Raw genomic sequence first — 22662 nt, forward strand, 5'->3', positions numbered from 1 at the left:
ACTGGGCGTGCGCAATCCCGCTCGGCGTGCGCAAAGTCCCACGCCAGGCGGGATTCCCCACGCCAGCTTCGTCCACCGACCGACCTCGCGGCCCGGGACTCGGTCGACTAACCGCCGAGCAGAAGTCCGTCTGCCCATCCCACCGGGACTCCCAAGTCCTTTACCGACTCCGGCGTCAGAGTGGTTGCCAGTCCGAAGGCCGCGACGGCATGGATGTGCACCATCGACGCGAGGTTCTGCACCCACAGACGGGTGTCCTCATGCTTTCGCCCTGCATCGACAACCACCCAGATCTGGTCGGCCCCAATACTGCGAACTGCGGCTGCCACGTCTGTGCCCGGTTCGACCCCATAGGCGACGAAGACGCTGCAGCCGTTCTGCACCCCGTCGGCACGCGCATGCGCCGCCGACCTGAGGTCAGAGACCGTCAAAGCACTCTTGAGGGTGATCGTTCCACCGACGCAGACGGCGGAGAGACCGAAACGGCCTGAGAGTGAGTGGGCGACGCGCAGCGCGTCGGTGCGCAGGCCGACGAGCAGCACGAGATCGCCTGCCGCCCGCGACGGGAGCGGAGGGGTCTGGGCCTGATCCGGTGCCGGAATCGGTGTGAATTGAAGGGCCGGCGGCGGAAACTGAATCGACGCCAGCGACGACGAAGTCTCGGGATGCAGAGCGGGCGACGGGAGCGCGGTCAAACTGAGCTGTTGTCCCCGCAGGTCCGGCTCATCGCCGGGGGCGACCCTCGCCGACAGCTCGTCGAAGAGTTGGTCGAATCGTGCGGAACTCGTCGAGAGCGTCATCGGCTCCGCCAGCCGGTCTTCCGCCGCATCGGCGTCCGCCAGGAGAGCGGCGATCCCCGACCGACTCGGCAGCACCATTCCGTGAACAGTGTTGGGCGTCGCCGCACCCGGAGCGGGTTGGGCCGACTCCCCCGGTACCCGGATGACCTGTGGCGTCGGAACTTCGACGGTCACTTCGAAGTAGCGCTTGGCCAGAAACCCACCGATTCCGCCTTGGACCACACTTTCGGCCTTGATGATGCGCGCAGAAGGTCCGTGCTCGGCGACGACCTGGGCCCTCAAGGCGTCCAGGCTCTCGCCCTTAAGCAGTAAGTGCGTCGTCACGGCGCACCACCCCCACAGTTTCGATCTGAATATTGGACACTGTTGCCTCCTGATAGGAGAGGACCGGGATCCCGTTCACCTGGGCGGAGACGAGCCGGCGCAAGGCCGGGCGCAGCGTCGGGGCGCAGACCAGAACAGCCGAGAATCCTTGCGGCTCGATTGCGGCCAGTGCCGCCTTGAGTGAGCCGACGACCGTCTCGATCCGGTCCGCGTCGATCAGAATCTGGCTGCCGAACTCAGTGGGCCGAAGCCCTTCGACGAGCGACTGTTCCAGCACCGGGTCGATCATGATGACACGCAGCACACCGTCGTCGAGGTACTGCGCCGACAGTGCCGGGCCGAGCGCCTGACGTGCGGCTTCGATCAGCCCCTCCGGGTCCACCGACACCTTGGCCCGCAACGACAGCGCTTCGTAGATGCGTGCCAGGTCGTTGATCGGCACCTTTTCGGTGAGCAAGCCCTGCAGCACCCGCTGCAGTTCGGACAGGCTGAGAGGCGACGGTGTCAGTTCGTCGACGGCCGACGGGTTCACCGCCTTGACGCTGTCGGTGAGCACCCGCACATCCTCACGGGAGAGCAACCGCGCCGCGTTGTCAGTGATGACCGCAGACAGGTGGGTGACGACGACCGACACCCGGTCGATGACGATCGCTCCGGTCATTTCGGCAGCGTGACGCATCTCACTCGGCACCCATTTGCCGGCCAGCCCGAAGACCGGCTCAACGGTCACCTCACCCGGAAGACCGTCGAGAAAGTCGCCGAGGGCGAGAACTTTACCGGGCGGGGCGATTCCGCGACCGACCTCCACCCCCGCGATGCGCAAAGAGTAGGTCGAGAGCGGAAGCTCCAGGTTGTCGCGGGTGCGCACCGGGGGCACCACGAATCCCATATCCATCGCGATCTTCTTGCGCAGCGCCTTTACCCGGGCCAGCAGGTCGTCACTCGCCCCCGACACAAGATCGACCAGGTCGGGCGCGAGAAGAATTTCGAGCGCGTGCACCCGCATCCCGTCGATGATGTCCTCGGTCGTCTCAGGCCGTGGCGCGCTCTCCAACCGGGCGGTGGCGTCGGCATCCCGACCGGCCTTGGCTTCCGCAGACCTGATTCGTTGAGCCATGATGATCAGAAAGGTGCCGACCAGGATGAACGGGATGATCGGCATGCCAGGGATGAAGCCCATCACGATCGCCGCGCCACCCGCGATCAGAAGCGCGGTGCGCGACTGGCCGAGCTGTTTCGACGCCGTCGAGCCCATGTCTTCTTCGGCGTTCGACCGGGTGACGATCATGCCGGTCGAGACGGCCATCAGCAATGCGGGGATCTGGGTGACCAGGCCGTCACCGATGGTCAGCAATGTGTAGGTGTTCACCGCATCGCCGATCTCCATGCCGCGCTGCAGCATGCCGATGGCGATACCGCCGATCACGTTGATGATGATGATGATGATTCCGGCAATCGCGTCACCCTTGACGAACTTCGAGGCGCCGTCCATGGCACCGTAGAAGTCGGCCTCGGCCGAGACGTCGGCGCGACGCTTGCGCGCCTCGACGTCGGTGATCAGACCGGCGTTGAGGTCGGCGTCGATCGCCATCTGCTTGCCGGGCATCGCGTCGAGGGTGAAGCGCGCGCCGACCTCGGCGACTCGCTCGGCACCCTTGGTGACGACGACGAACTGGATCACAACGAGGATCAGGAAGACGACAGACCCGATGATAATCGACCCGCCGACGGCGACATGGCCGAACGCTTGAATCACCTGACCGGCATAGCCGTCACCGAGCACGAGCCGGGTCGAGGCGACATTCAGGCCCAGCCGGAAGAGTGTCGCGACCAGCAGCAGCGAGGGAAACACCGAGAAGTCGAGCGGCTTCTTCACGAACATCGTCGTCAGCAGGATCACCAGCGCCAACACGATGTTCACGATGATCAGCACGTCGAGAATCGGCGCCGGTGTCGGAACAATGAGCAGCATCAAAATGCCGACCACACCGATCGGAACGGCGATCTTTGACAGGTTGCGGTTGTTCACTATTTTCCTCCGGAACTGAGGGTGGGGACAGTCATGCTGTGCACGCCGGAAGCGGCGCCACGACGTTTCAGTGCTGCGACGAAAGTGAGAACTCGAGCGACAGCGTTGTAGAACTCGACGGGGATCTCGTGCCCGACCTCGCAGGCCGCGTGGAGCGCCCGGGCGAGCGGGATGTCGGAAACCATGGGCACGTTCTCGGCCGCCGCTTCTTCACGGATGCGGGTGGCATTGTGCCCTGACCCTTTGGCCACCAGGCGCGGCGCCGACTTGCCTGGCTCGTATTTGAGTGCCACGGCAACGTGGGTGGGGTTCACGATCACCACATCGGCGGTGGCAACGGATGCAATCATCCGGTTGCGGCTCATCTCGAGCTGACGCGAACGCCGCTGCGACTTCACCAAGGGGTCACCGTCGGAGTTCTTGTTCTCGTCTTTGACCTCCTTCTTCGTCATCCGGGTCTGCTTGCGGTTGCGCTTCATCACGACGAAGACGTCGGCTGCGGCAAGCAGGAGCCCGGCGACGACAGCTGAGATCATCAGGGAGGAGGCGCCCTCGGACGCTGCGGCGACGATCGCTTGAACGCTCAACCCACCCGACGTCATCAAGACCGGCATCAACCCCTGGATGACGGCGTACAGAACGAGACCGACCACGGCGGTCTTCAGCAGGGTTTTCAGTCCCTGCCACAGTGCCTGGGTGCCAAAAACCCGGGCGATGCCCTTCACCACATCGAACTGCTCATACTTGCCCGTGAACTTCTTCACGTGCACGCCGCCCTGGGCGACGGAACCCACGAGAACCGCCACCACGACCGCGGCGAGCATCAGGGCAATGGTGGGCATGATCGACGACAGCCCGTCGTTCAGTGCGGTGAGCACACCGGCGATCTCCGGCTCCTTGGCCACGGCGCCGACGGTGAACATTTGGTGGGTGGCTGCTGTCGCTCCCGCGGCAATGGTGGCGGGCAGCATGATCACCGCGGCACCGACGCCGAGCCATGCCGTGACGTCCTGAGACTTCTGAAGTTTGCCCTTCTCGCGGACTTCCTTCATCCGCTTCTCAGTGGCGTCCTCCGTTCTTTCCGAAGCGTCAGACACTATTTCACCCCCGACATCATGCGGAGGGCATCGTCGGTGAGTGAACCGACGACGTCGGGGAGGGCGGCAATGACGAGTCCACCCAGGGAAAGGGTCAACAGCACCTTGAGCGGGAAGCCCATGGCGAAGGCGTTCAGGGCCGGAGCAACCCGGGTCAGCAATCCGAGACCCGCGTCGGCGAGAAACAGAACAACAATGAGCGGGCCGGCAATCTGCACCGCTGAGAGGAACATTTGAGAGAGGCCGGTCACCATCAATTGAGCTGGGTCGGCGAGATTCATGCCCCCACCGAGCGGAAGCGCGTCGTAGCTGCGCACGAGTCCACCGATGATGAGCTGGTAGCCGCCGGAGGTGAACAACAGGGCGAGGGCGATCATGTGAAAGAGACGGCTGAATTGAGCGCCGTTGATCTGGCTGCCCGGATCGAAACCCTGCGCCATCTGAAAGCCGCCGAACATGTCGATCAGGTTTCCGGCGGACTGCACGGCGCTGAAGACGAGAAAGACCAAGAAACCGAGCGTCGCCCCGACCAGAAGTTCGACCACAAGCGCGCCGAAGAATCCGGCGGTGTCGAGCGACTGGTAGCCGGGGACAACTCGCGGCGCGACGGCAACACCGAGGCCGAGGCCGAGCATCGCTTTGATGCGCGCGGGGATCGCCCGGTATGAGAACGGTGGCGCAATCACGATGAATGCGGTCATGCGCACACTAGCGAGCATGACGGCTTCGATCCACGACAGGTCGAGGGGGATGTTCATGCATCAGCCACCAAGCAAGGCGGGGATCTTGTCGAACATGGCGTGGGTGAACGACACGATTTCGGCGATCATCCAGTGCCCGGTGATGACCAGGGCGATGGAAACGGCGATCGCCTTCGGCACGAATGAGAGCGTCACCTCCTGAATCTGGGTGATCGACTGAAAGAGCGAGATTGCGAAGCCAACCACGAGTGCGGTGATGAGCATCGGGGCGGCCAGCTTGCCGGCAACGATGAGTGCCTGCAAGCCGATGTCGAGAACGGCGCTGCTGTCCATTATTGATAGCTCTCAATCAACGACGTGAGGATGAGCGCCCAGCCGTCGACCAGGATGAACAGCAAGATCTTGAACGGCAATGAGATCATCACGGGCGGGAGCATCATCATGCCCATCGACATCAGCGCTGCGGAGACGACGAGGTCGATGACGAGGAACGGGATGAAGATCACGAACCCGATGATGAACGCGGCGCGGAGCTCCGAGATCATGAAGGCGGGCACCAAGGTGATCAGGTCGACATTCGCGACGCTGTCCGGGTTCTCCGCACCGGCTGCGCGCAACATCAGCGCCAGGTCTTCCTCACGGGTGAAGTGCAGCATCCACTCGCGGAGTGGTGCTGAACCGGCGGCGATGGCGTCGGCGAAATCCAAGGTGCCGGCGAGATACGGCTGAACCCCCAGGGTGTTCACCTCGGTCAGGACCGGCCACATGATGAACAATGTGAGAAACATCGCCAGTCCGGCGAGAACCTGGTTCGGGGGGATCGACGGCAGGGCCAGGGCGTTTCGTGCCATCGCCAAGACCACGAAGATCTTGGTGAAGGATGTCATCATCAACAGCAACGCCGGCGCGACGGACAGCAGCGTGATCCCGATCAAGGTCACGATCGCCGACGAGGGAGTGCCGTCCGGCCCGTTGATCTCGAGCGAGACGCCTCCGGCACCGCCGGGCGTGGTCGGACCGATCGGCTCGCCCGGATCGCCAGGGGCGGCGAAGCTCGGCCCCGCATTCAGCATGACAATCGCTGAGACGGCAATCAGCACAATCGCCGCATACATTGCCCAGCGCAGCGCGCGGTCAGTCCGCAGCGCACGGCCGGCAGGCAGCATGGTGTCTGTCCGAAGCACAGTGTTCGACCTGGGCGCCAGCGCCCTGGTGAATGGCACTATTTCAGTCCTTGCCTCAGAGCGGCGAAGGAGAGCTTCCATGTCTCTGCCGAAAGAATTGACCCGCGGAGCATTCCTTGCGTTGCGGGTGTACGAATAAGGTCGCGGCGACGGCCGGGCTGCCCGTCAGCACCGAGCAGGTCAGCGCCGAGTGGTTGAGCGCCAGGTGTCTCAGTGCCCACTGGCTCAGTGCCCAGTGGCTCAGTGCCCAGTGGCTCATCGCCCAGTGGTTGCTTGTCGGTGGCCGAAGACAGAGCCAGCGCGAAGTTCTCGGCAGGCTGCAGGGTGACCATCGGGTCGCTGTCACGTTCGTAGAGCACGTTGACGTTTTGCTCGGTGACGCCGAGCACGAACCGCTTGCCCTCAGCCTCGATGATCACGACTGAGCTTTTCGGCGACAGACCTTGCCGGGAGACGACTCTGATCGGGTTGGCCACCTGTGCGGCGCGCGACGATTTCGTCAACCGTTTGTGCGCGTACCAGATGACGCCGAGAACAGCGGCGAGCGAGACGATGACCCGCAGCGCCAGGAAGACGGTGTCCACTAACTGAGGCTGTCCGGTACGTCCATGATCTTCGTCACGCGCACGGCGTAGTCCTGGTCGACGACGACAACCTCGCCGTGGGCGATCAGTCGGCCGTTCAGCAGGATGTCTGCCGGTGCTCCCGCAGACCGGTCGAGTTCGACGACGGCACCGGGCTCGAGAGCGAGCACGTCGCGTACCGACATCCGGGTGCGCCCGATTTCGACCGTCAAGGTCATCTCAACGTTGTTGATGCGTCCGAGCTTTCCCGAGATGGGCTCGGTCGACACGACCCGGCTGGCCGTCAGGTTCTCGCGCACTCGGATTGCAAACCAACCAACGGTTTCGTCGCCGTCCTGCAGGGTGAAGACGGTCGTGTCGGTGTCATTGAACAGGTCTGCGGCGTCGTCGACGCGGGCGGCACCGAGCACGCCGTGCCCGAGTGTCGCTGCAGCCGCCTCGAGTGACGGGCGCAGAATGTCGCTGATAGCGACACTTGTCGCCCCCTCGCTTGTCGCCAGGCCAAGCGGCTCAATGTCGACCAATGCCACGGCCAGGTCTGCCGACAGCGAGCCGACAACGGTCGCCTGCACGGCCCCGGAGACCTCGGAACCGAAGCGAATGTTGGTCTTCCGCGGCGCTGCACGCAACTCGGCGCCGTTCGGGATGAGTGCGGCCAGCGCGGCGGCGGCGTCGGCATGCAGGGTGGTGCTCGGCATAATTAGTTCTTCTCCTGGATATCAGTGATGACGCATGCGAGTCGAGTGCCCGTGGCTCCGACAGCGGCCCGCGCGAGTGAGTGTCCGTCGACGGCGATGTCGAGCGGCTTGTGGCTGGCATGACCGAGGCTGATCAGATCGCCGACCGCGAGGGCCAGGATGTCTGCCGGGCGAATACTCTTTTCCGGAAACTGCAGCGATACCTCGACGGGAACGTGTGAGACCTGGGCCAGCAGCAGTTCCGACGCATCGACGAGGGCAACGACCGGGTTCGCCGCGCCCAGCTGCCCCAGCAGAATATCGGCGGGAATGGCGAGCGTCGTCTTCGCCGCGCGTTCCCCCACCTGCACGGTAAAGCTGGCAACGATCATCAGCTCGGATGTCGCCGCGGCCTGAGCGAACTGGGAGTTGTGGTGGATGCTGTCAACGACGATGTCATTGGCGAGCAGCGGGCCGAATGAGTAGCGCAGATCGTCGATGGCGTCGGCCATGAGCTTCCGCAGCAGCGACTGCTCGATCTGGGTGAACTTACGTTCTGACTCGTCATGCGCGCCGGTGCCGCCCAACATGTGACTGAACCAAGACAGCGCCGCCGTGGTGGGAAGCTGAAGCACTGCCTTCGACTCGTGGCCGTCAACGGCCAGCAGCACCATCGCGGTGGTCGCCGGAAGCGACGCGGCGTACTCGTCATAGGTGTGCATGAGCACGTACTCGAACGTGACCTGCGATCGCACGCGCACCTTGGCGGTGAGCTGGGTTCCCCACTGACGGGCAAAAGTCTCCAGCGCGAGTTCGAGAACCCGGGAGTGCTCTCTGGCGAGCGTGGTCGGACGCCGGAAGTCATAGACCTCCGCGGCCTTAGCCGTCGACGGCATTGGTGTCTTCACTTCGCTCCGGGTGGTCATCAGCGTTCACAATCGGCACGGATCGGAATTCGGTTAGAAAATCGGTGACCGATTGCCCAATCGTTTTTGGCCCGCTTCGCCGACGCTATTTCGTGGGCGCAGCGGCAGCGACTCCGGCGCCCGGCGCCGCTCCGATCGCCGCAGAGTCTTCCGCAGCGAGCAGACCAGGAATCAGTGCGCGCACGGCGTCAGGTTGTTTGGACAGTACGACCACATCGACGCGGCGATTGTGTGAGCTTTCTCCCTCGGCGCTCGGGCGAGCCGAGCCGAACCCGACGGCTGCTGCCCGCCCCTGGGCGACCCCGCCCCGCTCGACGAAGTAGCGCACCACCTGGGTGGCACGTCCGCTGGAGAGTTCCCAGTCGGTGGGGTACACGCCCGAGCTGCCGACCGGGTCGGCGTGGCCTTCAACCGAGACTTCGTTCGGGATTCCCGCCAGAACCGGGGCGATGGTGCCGAGAATCGCGAGGGCCTTGTCGGTCATCTCCACGCTGTTACCCGAGAAGAAAGTCTCAGCGCCGATGAGTCCGACCGTCAATCCGCGCTCCGTGATCTGGAATTGCACGGCATCGGCCAGACCCTGGGCCTGCAAGCCGTTGTACATGCTGTCGCGAATCGCTTTGAGATCGGTGATCTCTTTCTTGGCCAGGTCGACATTGTTGTTTTGAATCGCCGCTTTGTACAGGTCGCCCTGTTTCCCGATGTCCTCGGGTTTCACGACAACTCCGGAAGCGGTGTCGACGGTCTCGCCGGCCTCCGTGCCGAATCCTGTTGCCAGCGAGGCCTGAAGCTTGTCGAACTTCTCCGAATCCACGGTGGAGATCGCATACAAGACGATGAACATGCACAACAGCACGGTCACCATGTCCATGTAAGACGCCATCCAGCGCTCATCATTGTGAACCTCTTCGTGCCCGGTATCGCGGCGACGGCGGCGGGAGGAACTCACGCTGCCTCGCTACGGGGCATGTCAACTTTCGAGGCCTTCTGCTTCGATTTGGAGGCCGGCTTCGGCACCATCGCGGCCAGACGTTCGCCGAGCAGTCGTGGCTGGCTGCCCGATTGAATTGCGAGCACGCCTTCCATGATCAATGTCATGCGTTCGGTCTCGAGCTCGGCGAGCCGGCCGAGCCGGTCCCCGATCGGGAGCCAGATGAAGTTGGCCGAGAGCAGACCCCACAACGTCGCGACGAATGCCGCTGCGATCGACGGGCCGAGGGTGGCCGGCTTGTCGAGGTTTTCCAGAACGTGAGTCAGCGACACAACGGTACCGATGATGCCGACGGTGGGAGCATAGCCGCCGAGAGCCTTGAAGAACTTCGCCGACTGGCGATTCGACTTAGAGGTGGTGATCACTTCGTCTTCGAGCAGGAGCCGCAGCTCTTCGCCGTCGGTTCCGTCCGCGATGTTTTGCAGGGCATTCCGGAGGAACGGATCCTTGACACCTGCCGCCTCCTGTTCCAGGGCGAGCAGACCGTTTTTACGCGCAGTGTCGGCAAGGCCGACCATCTGGTCGATGACCTGCTTGGGCTTCTCCACTTTGCCTCGAAAGGCGTGCGGCAGCGCCTTCAACGCGGCCATGGTGTCGGCAAAGGTTGAGCCGGCCAGACCGACGGCGATTGTGGCGCCGAAGACAAGCACCATCGGTGCCGGAAGAAGCAGCGACGAGACGTGCGCTCCCTCAATGGTGATCATGGCGTAGAGAGAGCCGAAGGCCACAAGGAGGCCGATAATTGTTGCGGGATCCATTAGCTTCTCCTCGGTTCCCTGGGCTCGTCGGCGGGAACCGCCTCGAGATGACGGATGCCCGTGTTCGACGGTTCGGGGGCCTGGCTGGCGAGGGCGATCACTCTGGCCCGGTAGCGGGCAATCTTGTCGATGACCTCCGACATAGATTCAGTCACGATGTAGGTCGACCCGTCGACGAGCACGAGCGTCGTATCGGGATTCTCGTGAATCCGCTCGATGAGGTCAGGATTGACCGCGAAGTGACTGTTGTTCAGCCGGGTGACTACGATCATTCTGTCCTCGAGTTAGCTAGCGATGTGATGACTTCGGATTCACTGTCGGCTGCTCGGCCCGATTCGTCAGGTGTGAGTGGCGAGAATGCTGAGATCCGCTGAGTCGCCTCTCCTGTAGCCCCATCGTCTCGGGGTGGAGGAACCCCTCGCGCTCATCCATGCGCCCAACGAGAGCGTTCTTCCGAGCGAAATCCAGGCGCTGGCGCTCAGCCTCGAAACGTCAGGAACAGCTGTGACCCCGGCGAATCGCCGGGGCCACAGCTGTTCGGAAGGACTCCCCCGCTTAGCGCTTGAGGTTCGTCAGCTCCTGCAGCACCTCGTCGGACGTGGTGATGATGCGGGCATTGGCCTGGAACCCACGCTGGGCGACGATCAGGTTCGTGAACTCCTGCGAGAGGTCGACGTTCGACATCTCGAGGTAGCCGCTGGCCAGCTTGCCGAAGCCGGGGCCGCCGGCGGCGCCGAGCACCGCATCGCCCGAGTTCGCGCTGGTGCGGTAGGTCGAGCCGCCGGCTTTCTCCAGTCCGCCGGGGTTCGCGAAGGTGGCCATCGCGATCTGTGCGATGGAACGGGTTTCGCCGTTGCTGAACGTACCGAGCACGGTTCCGTCGCCGGAGATCGTGTAGGCGGTCAGCGTGCCCGGCTTTTTGCCGTCTTGGCTGTTGACCGCAATCGTGGTCAGCTTCGCAAAACCGGTGACCTTCGTGAGGTCCAATTGGACTCCGCCGAGGGTGATGAGACCGCCGACCGGCGCACTGAGGTTGCCGGCGGCGTCGAACGTGATCGGTGTCTGTGCGCCGGCGGCCGTGCCATCGCCGACATTCCAGCCAGCGGCGGTCTTGGTGAACGTCACATCCAGCTTCGTTTCGTTTCCGACGGCGTCGTACACCGTGATCTCACGGCTCAAGACGGTTCCGGCGGCAACCTCGGCCGGAAGGTTTCCACCCAGTTCTGCCGTGGTCGTCGCCTTGCCGGGGATCGTGGTCTGCAACGGAAGGCTGATGTTCCCGACGGCACCACCGACCGGGATCTTGCCGTTGGCATCCGCCGTGCGACCCTGCACGAATGACCCATCGGCGGTGACGAGACGGCCCAGCTTGTCGAAATTGAAGGCGCCGTTGCGGGTGTACAGCGTTTCGGTGCCCGACTGAACCAGGAAGAAGCCGTCGCCCGAGATCATCAGGTCGGTGCCCTTGCCGGTCGCCTGTGCGGAGCCCTGCGCGAAGTTCGTCGAGATCGCGGCGACCTGCACACCGAGTCCGACCTGGGCGGGGTTGGTGCCGCCGGCCTCAACCTGCGCACCGGTGCCGTTCTTCACGACTTGCGAGAGGGTGTCCTGAAACTGCACGGCCGATGACTTGAAGCCGACAGTGTTGACGTTGGCGATGTTGTTGCCGGTGACGTCGAGCATGGTCTGGTGCGAGCGAAGTCCGGAAATGCCGGAGTAGAGCGAACGAAGCATGATTACCTTTCGGTTTCGACTTGCGTCGGTTGAGGGGTCGGAGGAGGCGTGGGGGTCGGAGTGGTGATGCCGGAAATCTTGTCGAGCGCCACGTCGACTCCACCGACTGTGACCTTCGGAACGCTGCCGAGGTAGGAGACCGCGGTGGCCGTGCCGGTGATCGTCTTGCCGTCGGCATCCGTGTAGCTGACCTCTTTGCCGATCAGATTCGCGGCGGCAGTGCGCATCTGCAACCCGAAATTCTCATCGGTGGTCTTGGTCATCAACGTCATCTGCTCCATCATCGCCAGCTGGGTGGTCTGGGCGATCATGGCGTTGGTGTCCATCGGCGAGCTCGGGTCCTGGTTGCGCAGCTGGGTGACGAGCAGCTGCATGAAGACGTCGCCGTCGAGGGTCTGCTTCGGCGCGGCCGGCATGTTTCCGGCGTACATGCTCGAGCGTTGGGTGTTGTCGATTGCTTCTACTGGCATCTGGTTTCCTCTGCGTTGTGCAAGCTCGTGCGCGGCGGGTATCGGTTAGGCAAGGACATCGAGCATCGATGTGGGGCCGCCGACCGGTCGGCGCGCGTGTTGCTCCACCTCAAACTGTCGGCCGCGCGACGCTGATTCGTTAGGCAGCTGGCGCCCCGTCCCCCCATCACTGCCGGAGTCCGGCTGGTTCTTACCCGACAGGTCGAGCTGCGCGCCGAACCCGTTCGATGCCAGGTCGCGTCTCAGATCCGTGAGGATCTGTTTCAGCGCGTCGCGACTTTCGGCGCTCGGCGCGAACAGCTCGATTCGGATGTGTTCGCCGGCAACATGCGCCCGCACCGTGACCGGCCCCAGATTGTCGGGCGTCACGGTGATCGTGAGCGTGTGCTCGCCGTCGGCGGCACCGACCAGGGCGAGCAACGGTTTGGCCACCTGCTCGGTCAGCGGAACCGGAGCGGCGTGAGCCGCGACAGGCACCGCAGAGACTGCGGGCGCTGAGGTGGTGGGAGCGCTTCCCGTCGGCGCCGCGATGGGCTGCACCGTCGAATCTACGGATGTCGGTGGTGTCGATTCGACCCGGAGCGCGGCGACCGCCCCGTCAGGGGTTCCCGCACCGGCGCCTGCACCGGAAGAGTCGGGGTTCGTCCCCGGCGCCATCGTCGTGTCTGAGCTGCCCGCAGGAGCCTGACCGGCCGGGGCAGTCGCAGACGGAGTGCCGACTGCACTGCCGACGGGGGCGGGCGACGTGATGGTGGTTGACCCGGTCAAATCGGCCGGTGCTTCGCCCGTACCGTCCGAGGATCCGATGGTCAACAGTGAGCTCGCGGCAGAGGCGGAAGCAGAAGCTGCGGCCTGCGCTTTCGGTGCCGTCCGAACGCCGGCGGCACCGGCATCCGCGCTGACCACCTGGGCCAGGCCGGCCTCAACTGCGCCCGCTGGTGTTGTCGCCAGGGCCGCGGTACCCGCCCCCACACCGGTTGGTCCGCCGGCAGCCACATCGGCGAGTGCCTGTGCGGCAGAACTCGCGGGCGCGGCGGAACCCGAAACTGCGGTGGTGGCCGGAGCGGGATCACCCGTCAACGACCCGCCCCCGAGAATGCCCTCGAGCAGCGCGGAAACCACCGAGCCGGAGACGGCCGACGCTCCCTGAAGCGACAGGTCGCCACACTGCGTTGTGCCGGCCACGGTGTCGTCTGCCGTGCCGCCGCCCTGCGCGCTGTCGTCTCCGTCGCGGGCTGTGGCATCCTGCGCCTGCGTGGGCTCTGACGCACCACCGAGTGAATCGTTGATCGCGGTGTCGCGAAGCGCTGCAGCGAAGCCGTCGGCACCGGCGGCTGACCCCGACGACGTCGACGAGCTGGTGCGACCAGCCGGAGAAGGCGCAGGGGCAAGCGTCGTTGGAAGCGTCATTGTCATGCCTTGCTCCCCGCGAACATCGACATCTGTGCGGCTGCGATGAGGTCGGCGATGGAGGGCGAGGCGCTGGCCGTGCCGCCCATCGAGGTGATCAGGCTGTTCATCGTCTCCGGTGAGAGAGCAGATCGGGTGTCGCTCCCTGCGATCGACCGGGTTCCGGCCGAGGCTGTGCTCGGCGCAGCCGCGGGGGCGGCGGGAGCGGCCACTCGTCGAATCGTCTGAATGTCAGCGTCGGTCAGGTAGTTCTTCTGCAGTGACACCGTGCGGCCCTCGTAGGGGGCGTGAATAATCATTCCATTGCCGGCGTAGATCACGATGTGGTCGGCGTTGTGAGTGACGATCAGGTCACCGGGCTGCGCGTCGGCGAGCGAGCCGACCTCCGTGCCCATCGACTGCTGGGTGCTCACGACACGGGGGGCATCGATGCCGAGGTCGGCGAGCACGCGCTGCACGAGGCCGGAGCAATCCATGCCCGAGGCGTCCTCGCCTCCGAAGACATACGGAACACCGAGGTACTTCTTGGCCGCCTCGACGATCGCATCGCCGCTGACACCCGTCCCGGTGCCCGTCGCGGTGGGGTTCGTCCCGGCACCGGTCGTTCGCTTCGTTCCGCCCGCGGCGCCCAGCGCGGCATCGAAGGATGCGGCGTTGACGGCCCGGTCAGCCGATATCGATCGTCCGGTCAGCTCGAGCACACGATTCTCGATCTCCGCGATTCGAGATACAGCCTCAATCATCGCCACTAGGACGCTCCTTCTCTGCTTCGTGCCCTCGCGCCGGAGGCGATTTCATCGAGCGCGTTCTGTTCGGTGCGCAATTCGCCCACGGCAACGGCCAGGTTGTGCTTCTCTTCGAGACGTTCCAAGCCCTTCGATCTGGTGCGGGCGGCAGAAAAAGCCGCGCGCGCTTCGTCGGCTTCCTGACGCTGCACCCGGGCGACCGCTTCAAGCTCGGCCAGCATCGACCGGGACGACGCCCGCGCTGCGGCAACAGCGCGCAAGACCTCGACGCTTGCGGCTTCGTCATCGCCACCACCGAGCTTGCGGCGAATCTGAGCCTCACGCGCTGAGTTCTCTTCCAGACGCGAATTGGCCCGGGCAAGGGTCTGACCTGCCTCATCCTCTTCAAGGTGGCGCAGACGCAGAAGCCCGGCCAGTGAAAACGCCATCAGGAACCTCCCCAGTTCGACACAAGTCCGGCCAGACGACGCCAGGCTTCGTCGGCGGGTGTGAAGTCGTTCATGGTTTGCCGAAGAAATGCCTCAATGGCGTCTTGGTGAGTCAGCGCCGCATCGACCAGTGGGTTGGTGCCCGGTCGGTACGCTCCGATATCGATCAGGTCCTGAGCGTTCTTTCGGGCAGCCATCACCGTGCGCAGCGCGTTGGCGAGACTGGCCTGTTCCGGTGAGATGACCTTGGATGCGACGCGCGACACCGAGCCCAGCGCGTCGACCGCCGGGTAGTGTCCGATCACGGCCAGCGCTCGGTCGAGAATGACGTGCCCGTCGAGGATCGAGCGTGCGGCATCCGCGATCGGCTCATTGTGATCGTCACCCTCGACCAGCACCGTGTAGATGCCGGTGATCGAGCCGTTTTCCGAGGTGCCGGCGCGTTCGAGAAGCTGGGCGAGTACCGAAAACGTCGACGGCGGATAGCCGCGCGTCGCGGGGGGCTCGCCGACCGAGAGTCCGATTTCTCGTTGTGCCATGGCCACGCGAGTGACCGAGTCCATCATCAACATGACGTCGGCGCCGTCGTCGCGAAAGGATTCGGCGATGCGGGTTGCCACGAAGGCCGCTCGGAGGCGCATCAACGCGGGCTCGTCGGAGGTCGCGACAACCACGACCGACCGGGCAAGACCCTCCGGGCCGAGGTCGTCTTCGAGGAACTCCCGTACCTCGCGCCCGCGCTCCCCCACCAAAGCGATCACTGACACTTCGGCGTCGGTGCCACGGGCAATCATCGAGAGCAGCGAGGACTTTCCGACCCCCGAGCCGGCGAAAAGCCCCATCCGCTGGCCGCGCCCGACCGTCGTGAGCGTGTCGAGCACACGCACGCCCAACTGCACCGGGGTGTCGATTCGACGCCGCAGCATAACCGACGGAGACTCGTTGCCGAGCGAGACGAAGCCGGCGACTTCGAGGGGGCCGAGTCCATCGATCGGACGCCCGAGTCCGTCGAGCACCCGGCCGAAGAGCCCGGCTCCGGTGGGCACGAGGACCGGTTTTCCGGTCGATCGCACCGCGCAACCGGCGTAGATCCCATCGAGACGTCCGAGCGGCATGCAACGCACACCGTCGGCCGTGGTGGCAACGACCTCGGCGTCGACGCGCATCTCGTCACCGATTGTGACCAGATCGCCGACCGCCGAGCGAAGACCCGCAACGTCCACACTCAATCCGAGCACGGCGGTGACGATTCCCACCCGCTCCGGTGCGGCGGCACGCACTGCGTCACCGAACCGGACGGGATGCGGGCGGAATGCAGTCGTTGTCATCAGGCGCCCAGTTCCTGGCGGACCCGGGCAAGAGCAGTCGAGATGCGCGCATCGAGAAAGCCGACGGGGAGATCGACGATCGCATCGCCCTGAGTGAGGCTCGGGTCGGCGCGGAATTGAACGTCGCCGGCCAGGAGCCCGGCATCGTGGAGGAGGCCGGCATCATCGAGGAGCTCGTGGTCGGTCGGGTGAAGGCGAATGACGGTGGCTTCGGCGACGTCCGGGTGTTCGAGAGCGCGACGAAGCGCGGCTCGCGCCGAGGCCTCCCCCGACTGCAGTTCGGCGCCGAGGATAGCCTCGGCCAAGTCCAGTCCAGCCGCGGCGAGTGAATCCTCAACCGAGGTGATGACCGGTGCAAGTCGATTGTTCAGTGCCTGGGTCGCCGCCGCCAGCACGCCCAACGCCTTCTGCAGACGCTCGGCCTGCTGCTCGCGTTCGTCTGCGACTCTGGCCTCGTGCTCCGCGACAGTCACGGCGAACGCGCGTTCCGCGGCGCGCAAGCCCTCCGCGTACCCGGCGGCGTGCCCCCGGTGGCGGGCCGCCGCTTGTTCTCGCTCCGCATCCGCATTGTGGATGGTCGGAAAGCGCACGGCGGTGAAGCCGGAACTACTCAACGAAGGCATCTTCATCACTGCGGTGAATCGTAATCGTGCCGCTCTGCTCCAGCTCGCGGATGGAGCGCACGACATCGGCCCTGGCCTCCTCGATCTGGGAACGACGTGCCGGGCCCATGGCCTCGAGTTCATCGGCCAACAGCTCGCGGTTGCGCTCAGACAGGTTCTCCCTGATCTTCTGCTGCACCGCTTCGGCCGATCCCTTCATCGCGATGGCGAGCACGGCCATGTCGAAGCCGCGCAAGACGTTCTGAACGTCGCGGGCCTCAAGCTTGACGATGTCGGCGAAGGTGAGCAGGCGGGAGCGAATCTCCTCGGCCAGCGCGGGATCGCGCGCGTCGAGGCCCTCGAGGAGGGCGCGTTCGGTGGCCACGTCGGCGCGGTTGATGATGTCGACGAGCGGTTGGACTCCGCCGACGACCTCCAGCGAGTTCTGCGGCGCAACGACTGCTGCTGCTCGCGACTTCAGGCTCGTAGCAACGATCGCCACGGCCTCTGGCGTTGCGCTGGTCATGGTGGCGATGCATTGCGCGACATCGGTGCGCAACTCATCGGGCAAACCAGCCAGCACCGCAGACGCCTGCGCCGGGCGCAGGTGGGCGACCACGAGCGCAATGGTCTGCGCCATTTCGCCATCGAGCAGACTCCCGATCTGGCCGGGCTCCGCGCTGTCGAGAAACTCGAAAGCCTTGCCGGCCWTGTTCGACGCCACCCGACTCATGACGCCGGCGGCACGCTCCGCCCCGAATGAAAGCTCGAGTAGACCGGTGGCGAAATCGGTGCCACCACGTGCGGCAAGGCGCCCATGGGACACAATGTCGTTGAACTCGGCGAGGGTGCTCTCGGCGACGTCGGGGTCGACCCGACGCAGGCGAACGATCTCGGCCGTGATGTCGGTTGCCTCGGCCTCGGTGAACTGGGCCATCACAGAGGCGGCGACGCTGCCTTCGAGGTTCATCAGGACGACGGCGACCTTCTGCGTGCCGGTCAGCACCGTGGACTCGCTCATGCGCCGTGCCTCTCATCCATCAGACCGCGCAGGAGCGCAGCGGTCTTCTCGGGGTTCTGGCTGGCCATCTGCGAAATTGAGCGCCGGTTCAAGTCCATGCTGTTCGGCTCTGGCTCCGGCAACAGGACGGGCGGCGGCGTGGTCTCGATGGCGCGGTGGGGAATCTCTGGAAGAACTTCGGTCGCCGTGCCGAGACCGTCGAACTCGGCCAGCTCGATCGGCTTGCGCTGCTGCTTTGATCGGCGCATGAAGAGAATGAGCGCGATGATGACCGGGATGGCGATGGCCAGGGCAATGATTCCGGTGCGGATCAGCTCGGCGGTGCGATCGGCCGCGGCCGACTCTTCCGCCGCGACGAGGGCCTCCTTGGCTCCGGTCGCTGCTTCCGTGTTGAAGCCGACGGTCTGCACTGTGACGGCATCCCCCCGAGCCGGGTCGATTCCGGCCGCAGCAGTGACGAGGGCAATCACGTCGGCGTTGTTGACGCCCTTCGCCGCGGCTTCGTTGAGCGCCACGGACACGGTCTGGCGGGCGACGGCGCCGGCCGGAACCGTGCGCGTCTCCGACACCTTGTTCACCGCGTTGTCCCGCACAGTCTTCTCAGAGTTGTAGGTCCCATCGCCGCCGGCACCCCCAGGAACAGCAATGTTGTCTGGCCCGAGCACGCCGGCAGTGGGGCCCGCACCGCCGGTGTACGTCTCGGTGTCGCGCTTCTCACTGAGCGGGGCGACATCCGGGGTCTGCGTGAACGTCTCGGTCAACACCTCAGCGGTTTCAGAACTGATCGTCGCCGACACGGCAACGGTTGAATTCCCGGCCCCGACGATGCGATCGAGCATGGTCTGCACGGCCGATTGCACGCGACCCTCATACGCCGCGGTCTGCTTGTCTGACGACCCGGTTGCTCCGGTACCGACGGCAGAAAGCACCGTGCCATTCGCGTCGATGACCGCGACATCGGTCGCTTTCATGCCCTCGATCGACGCGCTCGTCAGGTGCACGATCGCAGTGACCTGATCGGTCGAGAGCGTCACCCCGTTCTGCGTCTCGACGAAAACGGATGCCGTCGGGTCTTGCTTGGTCGAAACAAAAACGGTTTCTTCGGGGATCGCCAGTTTGACCGAGGCGAGCTTCACGCCCTTCATCGCCCCGATCGTCGCGGCAAGCTCTCCTTCGAGCGCGCGCTTGTAGGTGACCGACTGCTGGAATTCGCTGGTGGTGACGCCCATCTCATCGAGGAGCGCGTAGCCGCCGGTCGACGATGAGGGCATTCCGGCCGCCGCCGCGGTCAACCGTTGCGTGTAGACATCCGCTTCGGGAACCAGAATCGTCGAACCCCCGTTGGTGAGTTCGAACTGCACCTTTTCGCTGCGCAACTGCTCGACGATGGTGTTGGCGTCAGCGGCGCTCAGCCCTGAAAAGAGTGGTGTGAGTTGCGGCTTCGTCGCCCAGGTTCCGAGCGCGATCGCGCCCAAGACCAAGACAGCGATTCCGATGATTGTCACGGTGCGCTGCGCTGCAGTGAACCCGCCGACGACCCCCTGTGCGCGCGAGAAAGCCGCGGAGAGTTTCTGTTGCACTAGGCCTGCATCCTCATGATCTCGTTGAAGGCGTCAACGCCCTTGTTGCGCACGGCGGCGACCAGCTCAAGCGTCACCTGGGCCCGCGACGAGGCGAGGGTGGCGTTGTGAATGTCATCGAGGTTTCCGGTGACGGCCTGAATGGCCAACGTCTTCGACTCGGCCTGCAGCGCCTGTGCGCCGTCGATCGCGCCGGCAAGTGAGTTGGCGAAGCCGGAGCCGTCGGTGGCACGCGGTTCGTTCACGAAGGAGAGCGATCCGGTTCCGCTCACGCCGGTCACGGCGGAGATGGCATCGATGGTCATCAGGAACGTCCGATCTGAAGTGCTGCTTCGTAGCTGGCTTTGGCCCGGTCGACCACTGCTGCATTGGCTTGGTAACCGCGCTGGGCAAGAATGAGTTGGCTCATCTGCGACCCCATGTCGATGTCGGGATAGCGCACGTACCCCTTGGCGTCGGCGAGGGGGTTCGTCGGCTCATACGCCAGACGGCCCTCCGGGTCGCCGTAGGCGGCGCCCTTCACGTAGACGCCGCTTGTTCCTTCGCCGGCCTGCACCGCGATGTAGCGGGCCTGGAAGGCGGCGCCATCGGTTGAGGTTGCAGTGTTGATGTTGGCCAGGTTGTCGGAAACCGCGTCGAGCCATTTGCGGTGCACGCTCAAGGCGCTTCCAGCGATCCCAATCGCATCAAAAGTCATCAGTTGCTCCGCATCGCCGTACGCATTGACGTGAATTGCCCGTTGATCGCCTGTGAGGCGAACTGAAACCGCAGCACCGTGTCGACGTTGGAGAGCGTCTCGGTGTCGAGGTTGACGTTGTTGCCGTTCAGCTGCGTCGGTTCCAGCGACCGCGCGGTCGTGGCGGTGACGCGGCCGTCTCCCCGGCTCACCGACTGCGCGAGCGCATCCTCGAACTGCACCCGCTGAGCGTGGTAGTTCGGCGTATTGACGTTCGCGATGTTGTTGGCAATCGCGCGCTGACGCGCCGACAAACCGTCAAGAGCGCTGCCCAAAGCAACTGCGGTCACGGAATCGAACAATGTATACCCGTCTCAGGTAAGAAGTAACGCGGCCGATCCGTGGCCAAGAAGTGAGCGATCCGTGCTCACAGTTTGCTATCGGTTGATTTCGAGGATGCGTTAGGAAGACTTCCGAAAAGATCCAGCGAGTTACCCGGTGATGTCGAGGTAGATGGCCTGTGACTGGGGTGCGGGAACCTGGCGCAGCGCGGCGAGCTGCTCTCCGACTGCTCGGCGTTCGCCGAGAAGTTCAGAGATGAGTTCACGCTGGCCGCCCAGAATCTCCCTGGCGCGGTCGACGAGGTCTCCCGGAATCGGACCGAGTTCCTGCGGCGGCGTCCACGCCGACGAAACAGGGTCAGCCGCCGCGCCTGACGCGCCGACTGCCGCTTCTCCCAAACTGGCTTCCAGTTCGTCGAGCAGGGCCACCCAGGCACCGTGGTCCGACTGCGGATTCGGGGCGATTTCAGCCAACGCCGAGGTTTCCGGTGGCGACCTCTGGGTGGGCTGCGACGGCGGATGCAGTCGCCGGTGCCGGCAGCTGCATCGCTGCTTCATGCCAGGCGGTCCGCAGTGGCTCGAGCAGGGCGATACTCTCGCGCGTCCGCTCGACATCGCGGTCGACGTTGGCGCTGATCAGTGCGTTCGAGACGTAGTTGTAAACGGCCAGCAGCCCGTCAGCGCCATCCCAGGCGTCGACATCCAGCGACGAACTGAGTTCGGCGACGATGTCCTGAGCGTGAAGCAGGTTCTCGGTGGAGGCGGCCCAGTTCGATGTGAGTTGCGCGGCCTCGGCACGACCGAGGTCAAGCAGCAGCCGGTCATAGAGCATGGTGAGCAACCGCGCCGGTGAGGCCGTGAGAATCACGTCGCGGTTGTACTGGGAACGCTGCGCGTTGACCGTGTTATTCATCCGCAGCATTAGTTGTTCAGGCTTGCAAGCTGCGACGTGATGTAGTTCTGCTGTGAGTTCAGCCTGCTCAGCTGCACCTCCAGCGAAGAATAGATTCGTTCCAGGGTTGACCGCCGCGAGGTCAGCCGGCGATCCCAGCTGTCGACCTGATTGCCCAGGCTCTTGACCTCTGATTCCTGGCCGGTGATCTTGGTGCTCAGCGTGCCGTCGTACTTATCAGAGACGACCTTTCCCGCTGCGGCAACGCGCGCCGCAATTTCCTGCGCCGCGGCTTGAGTTGCCACGGGGTCCTTCAGCATCGCCGCTTTGAACTTGTCGGCGTCGAATTCGACGGTGCCCTTCTTCGTGATCACGATGCCGAATTCCGAGGGCGACTTGCCGTTGACGGGCGCTGTGGCCGCCGAAATGATCTTCTGTTTCACGTCACGCACCGTGCTGTCACCCGTGAACGGGCCATCGGTGGTCGTTGTGCTTCCCGACGCATCGGTCTTCTTCGAGATCGCTGCCTTGGCGGCAATTTCAGCGAAGATTTCGGCCAGGGCCGCAACCAGCGCACCTGCGGCTTTACTGTTCGCCTCATCGTCCCGGGCGATGTTGATTGTGACGGGATCGACGCTGACCCCAGACACGGTCACCGAGACGCCGGGCAGCACATCGGTGAACGTGTTCGTCTTTGACGTGATGATCTGGGCGGCAGGAGTTCCGGCCCAGATGGTGATCGACGCGTCGCTCGCCTTCTGGATGTCGGTCAGTGCCAGCTCGGGCGCCACGCTGGCGGTCGACAGGCTGAACGCGCCGTCCTCGCCGACGGTCTTCGACGTGAACTGGATGCGGAAGTTTCCGCCACCCACCGAGACCTTCGTCGCGGTGACTCCGGCATCAGACTTATTGACCGCCGAGACGACGTCATCGAGCGACGCTGAATCGGCAGTGATCGTGTGCGGAACACCGTCTTTGCCGGTGATCGTCAGGACGGGCGGCGTCTCCGGCCATTGCTGCATGATGCCGGTGACCGACTTCTGAGCCTGGGCGAGTGCATTGACGGTGAGGTCGAGTTGACCGGCGGCAACACCGGGCGCCGCAGTCACAGCAACCTTGGTCGAACTGCTTGTCGCCAAATTGAGCGAGAGCGAGTCGGGCTTCGCCATCTTCCCCGCAAGGTCGGTGAGCGACGCGATCTTGGCATTCAACGACTGCAACGCCGTGATGTAGGCCTGCGAGTTCGCGACCTTGCTCTTGAGGAGAGTCTGTGGAATCTGCTCGACCGCCATCAGCGAATTGATCAGATCCGTGGTCTTCAGGCCGCTGATCAGTCCATCTACCGCAAGTGACGAAGCCATCC

At 64.4% G+C, this 22662-nt stretch carries 27 protein-coding genes; all 27 read right to left on the reverse strand.

Features of this window, described 5'->3' with window-relative positions:
• Window positions 1-107: 107 nt before the first annotated feature.
• The gene (locus AC1DCF_RS09635; RefSeq protein ID WP_477210805.1) at window positions 108-1124 is read right to left on the reverse strand and encodes a hypothetical protein; all 1017 of its coding nucleotides are present in this window, start codon (window positions 1122-1124) and stop codon (window positions 108-110) included.
• Entirely contained in the window at window positions 1102-3096 is a 1995-nt protein-coding gene (locus AC1DCF_RS09640) for a flagellar biosynthesis protein FlhA (RefSeq protein ID WP_477210921.1), read from the reverse strand. The genes AC1DCF_RS09635 and AC1DCF_RS09640 overlap by 23 nt, the downstream gene beginning before the upstream one ends.
• Before the next feature lie 56 nt (window positions 3097-3152).
• Complete coding sequence (locus AC1DCF_RS09645) at window positions 3153-4205, reverse strand: EscU/YscU/HrcU family type III secretion system export apparatus switch protein (protein WP_477210806.1); 1053 nt, start codon at window positions 4203-4205, stop codon at window positions 3153-3155.
• Window positions 4206-4249: 44 nt separating this feature from the next.
• Entirely contained in the window at window positions 4250-5008 is a 759-nt protein-coding gene (gene fliR / locus AC1DCF_RS09650) for a flagellar biosynthetic protein FliR (RefSeq protein WP_477210807.1), read from the reverse strand.
• A 3-nt stretch (window positions 5009-5011) separates the two neighbouring features.
• Window positions 5012-5284 carry a flagellar biosynthesis protein FliQ gene (gene fliQ / locus AC1DCF_RS09655; RefSeq protein ID WP_441789026.1) on the reverse strand — a complete coding sequence of 91 codons (273 nt, stop codon included), beginning with the start codon at window positions 5282-5284 and terminating at the stop codon, window positions 5012-5014.
• Entirely contained in the window at window positions 5284-6117 is an 834-nt protein-coding gene (gene fliP, locus AC1DCF_RS09660) for a flagellar type III secretion system pore protein FliP (protein WP_477210922.1), read from the reverse strand. The genes fliQ and fliP overlap by 1 nt, the downstream gene beginning before the upstream one ends.
• Window positions 6118-6173: 56 nt before the next feature.
• Window positions 6174-6719 (reverse strand): flagellar biosynthetic protein FliO, encoded by a 546-nt coding sequence (gene fliO, locus AC1DCF_RS09665; protein WP_477210808.1) that lies wholly within the window; start codon window positions 6717-6719, stop codon window positions 6174-6176.
• On the reverse strand, window positions 6719-7417 hold the full coding sequence (gene fliN, locus AC1DCF_RS09670) for a flagellar motor switch protein FliN (protein WP_441789028.1): 699 nt from the start codon (window positions 7415-7417) through the stop codon (window positions 6719-6721). The genes fliO and fliN overlap by 1 nt, the downstream gene beginning before the upstream one ends.
• Before the next feature lie 2 nt (window positions 7418-7419).
• Window positions 7420-8292: a flagellar motor switch protein FliM gene (locus tag AC1DCF_RS09675; RefSeq protein WP_441789029.1), complete on the reverse strand. Its 873-nt coding sequence runs from the start codon at window positions 8290-8292 to the stop codon at window positions 7420-7422.
• Window positions 8293-8407: 115 nt separating this feature from the next.
• Complete coding sequence (locus tag AC1DCF_RS09680) at window positions 8408-9271, reverse strand: OmpA/MotB family protein (RefSeq protein WP_477210809.1); 864 nt, start codon at window positions 9269-9271, stop codon at window positions 8408-8410.
• Window positions 9268-10071, reverse strand: coding sequence for a motility protein A (locus AC1DCF_RS09685; RefSeq protein ID WP_477210810.1), 804 nt, complete (start codon window positions 10069-10071; stop codon window positions 9268-9270). The genes AC1DCF_RS09680 and AC1DCF_RS09685 overlap by 4 nt, the downstream gene beginning before the upstream one ends.
• The gene (locus AC1DCF_RS09690) at window positions 10071-10343 is read right to left on the reverse strand and encodes a flagellar FlbD family protein (RefSeq protein ID WP_441789032.1); all 273 of its coding nucleotides are present in this window, start codon (window positions 10341-10343) and stop codon (window positions 10071-10073) included. Before AC1DCF_RS09690 ends, AC1DCF_RS09685 begins: the two co-directional genes overlap by 1 nt.
• A 283-nt stretch (window positions 10344-10626) precedes the next feature.
• Window positions 10627-11805, reverse strand: coding sequence for a flagellar basal-body rod protein FlgF (gene flgF / locus AC1DCF_RS09695; protein WP_477210811.1), 1179 nt, complete (start codon window positions 11803-11805; stop codon window positions 10627-10629).
• 2 nt (window positions 11806-11807) lie between these two features.
• Window positions 11808-12275 (reverse strand): flagellar hook capping FlgD N-terminal domain-containing protein, encoded by a 468-nt coding sequence (locus AC1DCF_RS09700; RefSeq protein WP_441789038.1) that lies wholly within the window; start codon window positions 12273-12275, stop codon window positions 11808-11810.
• Window positions 12276-12320: 45 nt separating this feature from the next.
• Window positions 12321-13691: a flagellar hook-length control protein FliK gene (locus AC1DCF_RS09705; protein ID WP_477210812.1), complete on the reverse strand. Its 1371-nt coding sequence runs from the start codon at window positions 13689-13691 to the stop codon at window positions 12321-12323.
• Window positions 13688-14428, reverse strand: a complete 741-nt coding sequence (locus tag AC1DCF_RS09710) for a C40 family peptidase (RefSeq protein WP_477210923.1) — start codon at window positions 14426-14428, stop codon at window positions 13688-13690. Before AC1DCF_RS09710 ends, AC1DCF_RS09705 begins: the two co-directional genes overlap by 4 nt.
• A 5-nt stretch (window positions 14429-14433) precedes the next feature.
• Window positions 14434-14859: a flagellar export protein FliJ gene (locus AC1DCF_RS09715; protein WP_477210813.1), complete on the reverse strand. Its 426-nt coding sequence runs from the start codon at window positions 14857-14859 to the stop codon at window positions 14434-14436.
• Complete coding sequence (locus AC1DCF_RS09720; RefSeq protein WP_477210814.1) at window positions 14859-16187, reverse strand: FliI/YscN family ATPase; 1329 nt, start codon at window positions 16185-16187, stop codon at window positions 14859-14861. Before AC1DCF_RS09720 ends, AC1DCF_RS09715 begins: the two co-directional genes overlap by 1 nt.
• Window positions 16187-16801: a FliH/SctL family protein gene (locus AC1DCF_RS09725; protein ID WP_477210815.1), complete on the reverse strand. Its 615-nt coding sequence runs from the start codon at window positions 16799-16801 to the stop codon at window positions 16187-16189. Before AC1DCF_RS09725 ends, AC1DCF_RS09720 begins: the two co-directional genes overlap by 1 nt.
• Window positions 16794-17810, reverse strand: coding sequence for a flagellar motor switch protein FliG (gene fliG, locus AC1DCF_RS09730; RefSeq protein ID WP_477210816.1), 1017 nt, complete (start codon window positions 17808-17810; stop codon window positions 16794-16796). Before fliG ends, AC1DCF_RS09725 begins: the two co-directional genes overlap by 8 nt.
• Entirely contained in the window at window positions 17807-19390 is a 1584-nt protein-coding gene (fliF, locus tag AC1DCF_RS09735) for a flagellar basal-body MS-ring/collar protein FliF (protein ID WP_477210817.1), read from the reverse strand. Before fliF ends, fliG begins: the two co-directional genes overlap by 4 nt.
• Window positions 19390-19695 (reverse strand): flagellar hook-basal body complex protein FliE, encoded by a 306-nt coding sequence (gene fliE, locus AC1DCF_RS09740; protein ID WP_477210818.1) that lies wholly within the window; start codon window positions 19693-19695, stop codon window positions 19390-19392. Before fliE ends, fliF begins: the two co-directional genes overlap by 1 nt.
• Window positions 19695-20087, reverse strand: coding sequence for a flagellar basal body rod protein FlgC (locus AC1DCF_RS09745; protein WP_477210819.1), 393 nt, complete (start codon window positions 20085-20087; stop codon window positions 19695-19697). Before AC1DCF_RS09745 ends, fliE begins: the two co-directional genes overlap by 1 nt.
• The gene (locus tag AC1DCF_RS09750) at window positions 20087-20428 is read right to left on the reverse strand and encodes a flagellar basal body rod protein FlgB (protein WP_477210820.1); all 342 of its coding nucleotides are present in this window, start codon (window positions 20426-20428) and stop codon (window positions 20087-20089) included. Before AC1DCF_RS09750 ends, AC1DCF_RS09745 begins: the two co-directional genes overlap by 1 nt.
• Before the next feature lie 129 nt (window positions 20429-20557).
• Window positions 20558-20881 (reverse strand): hypothetical protein, encoded by a 324-nt coding sequence (locus tag AC1DCF_RS09755; protein WP_477210821.1) that lies wholly within the window; start codon window positions 20879-20881, stop codon window positions 20558-20560.
• Window positions 20874-21320 carry a flagellar export chaperone FliS gene (gene fliS / locus AC1DCF_RS09760; RefSeq protein ID WP_477210822.1) on the reverse strand — a complete coding sequence of 149 codons (447 nt, stop codon included), beginning with the start codon at window positions 21318-21320 and terminating at the stop codon, window positions 20874-20876. The genes AC1DCF_RS09755 and fliS overlap by 8 nt, the downstream gene beginning before the upstream one ends.
• An 8-nt stretch (window positions 21321-21328) precedes the next feature.
• Window positions 21329-22660 carry a flagellar filament capping protein FliD gene (fliD, locus tag AC1DCF_RS09765; RefSeq protein WP_477210823.1) on the reverse strand — a complete coding sequence of 444 codons (1332 nt, stop codon included), beginning with the start codon at window positions 22658-22660 and terminating at the stop codon, window positions 21329-21331.
• Window positions 22661-22662 lie beyond the last annotated feature (2 nt).

The sequence above is a fragment of the Leifsonia sp. 10L418 genome, from assembly GCF_056395445.1.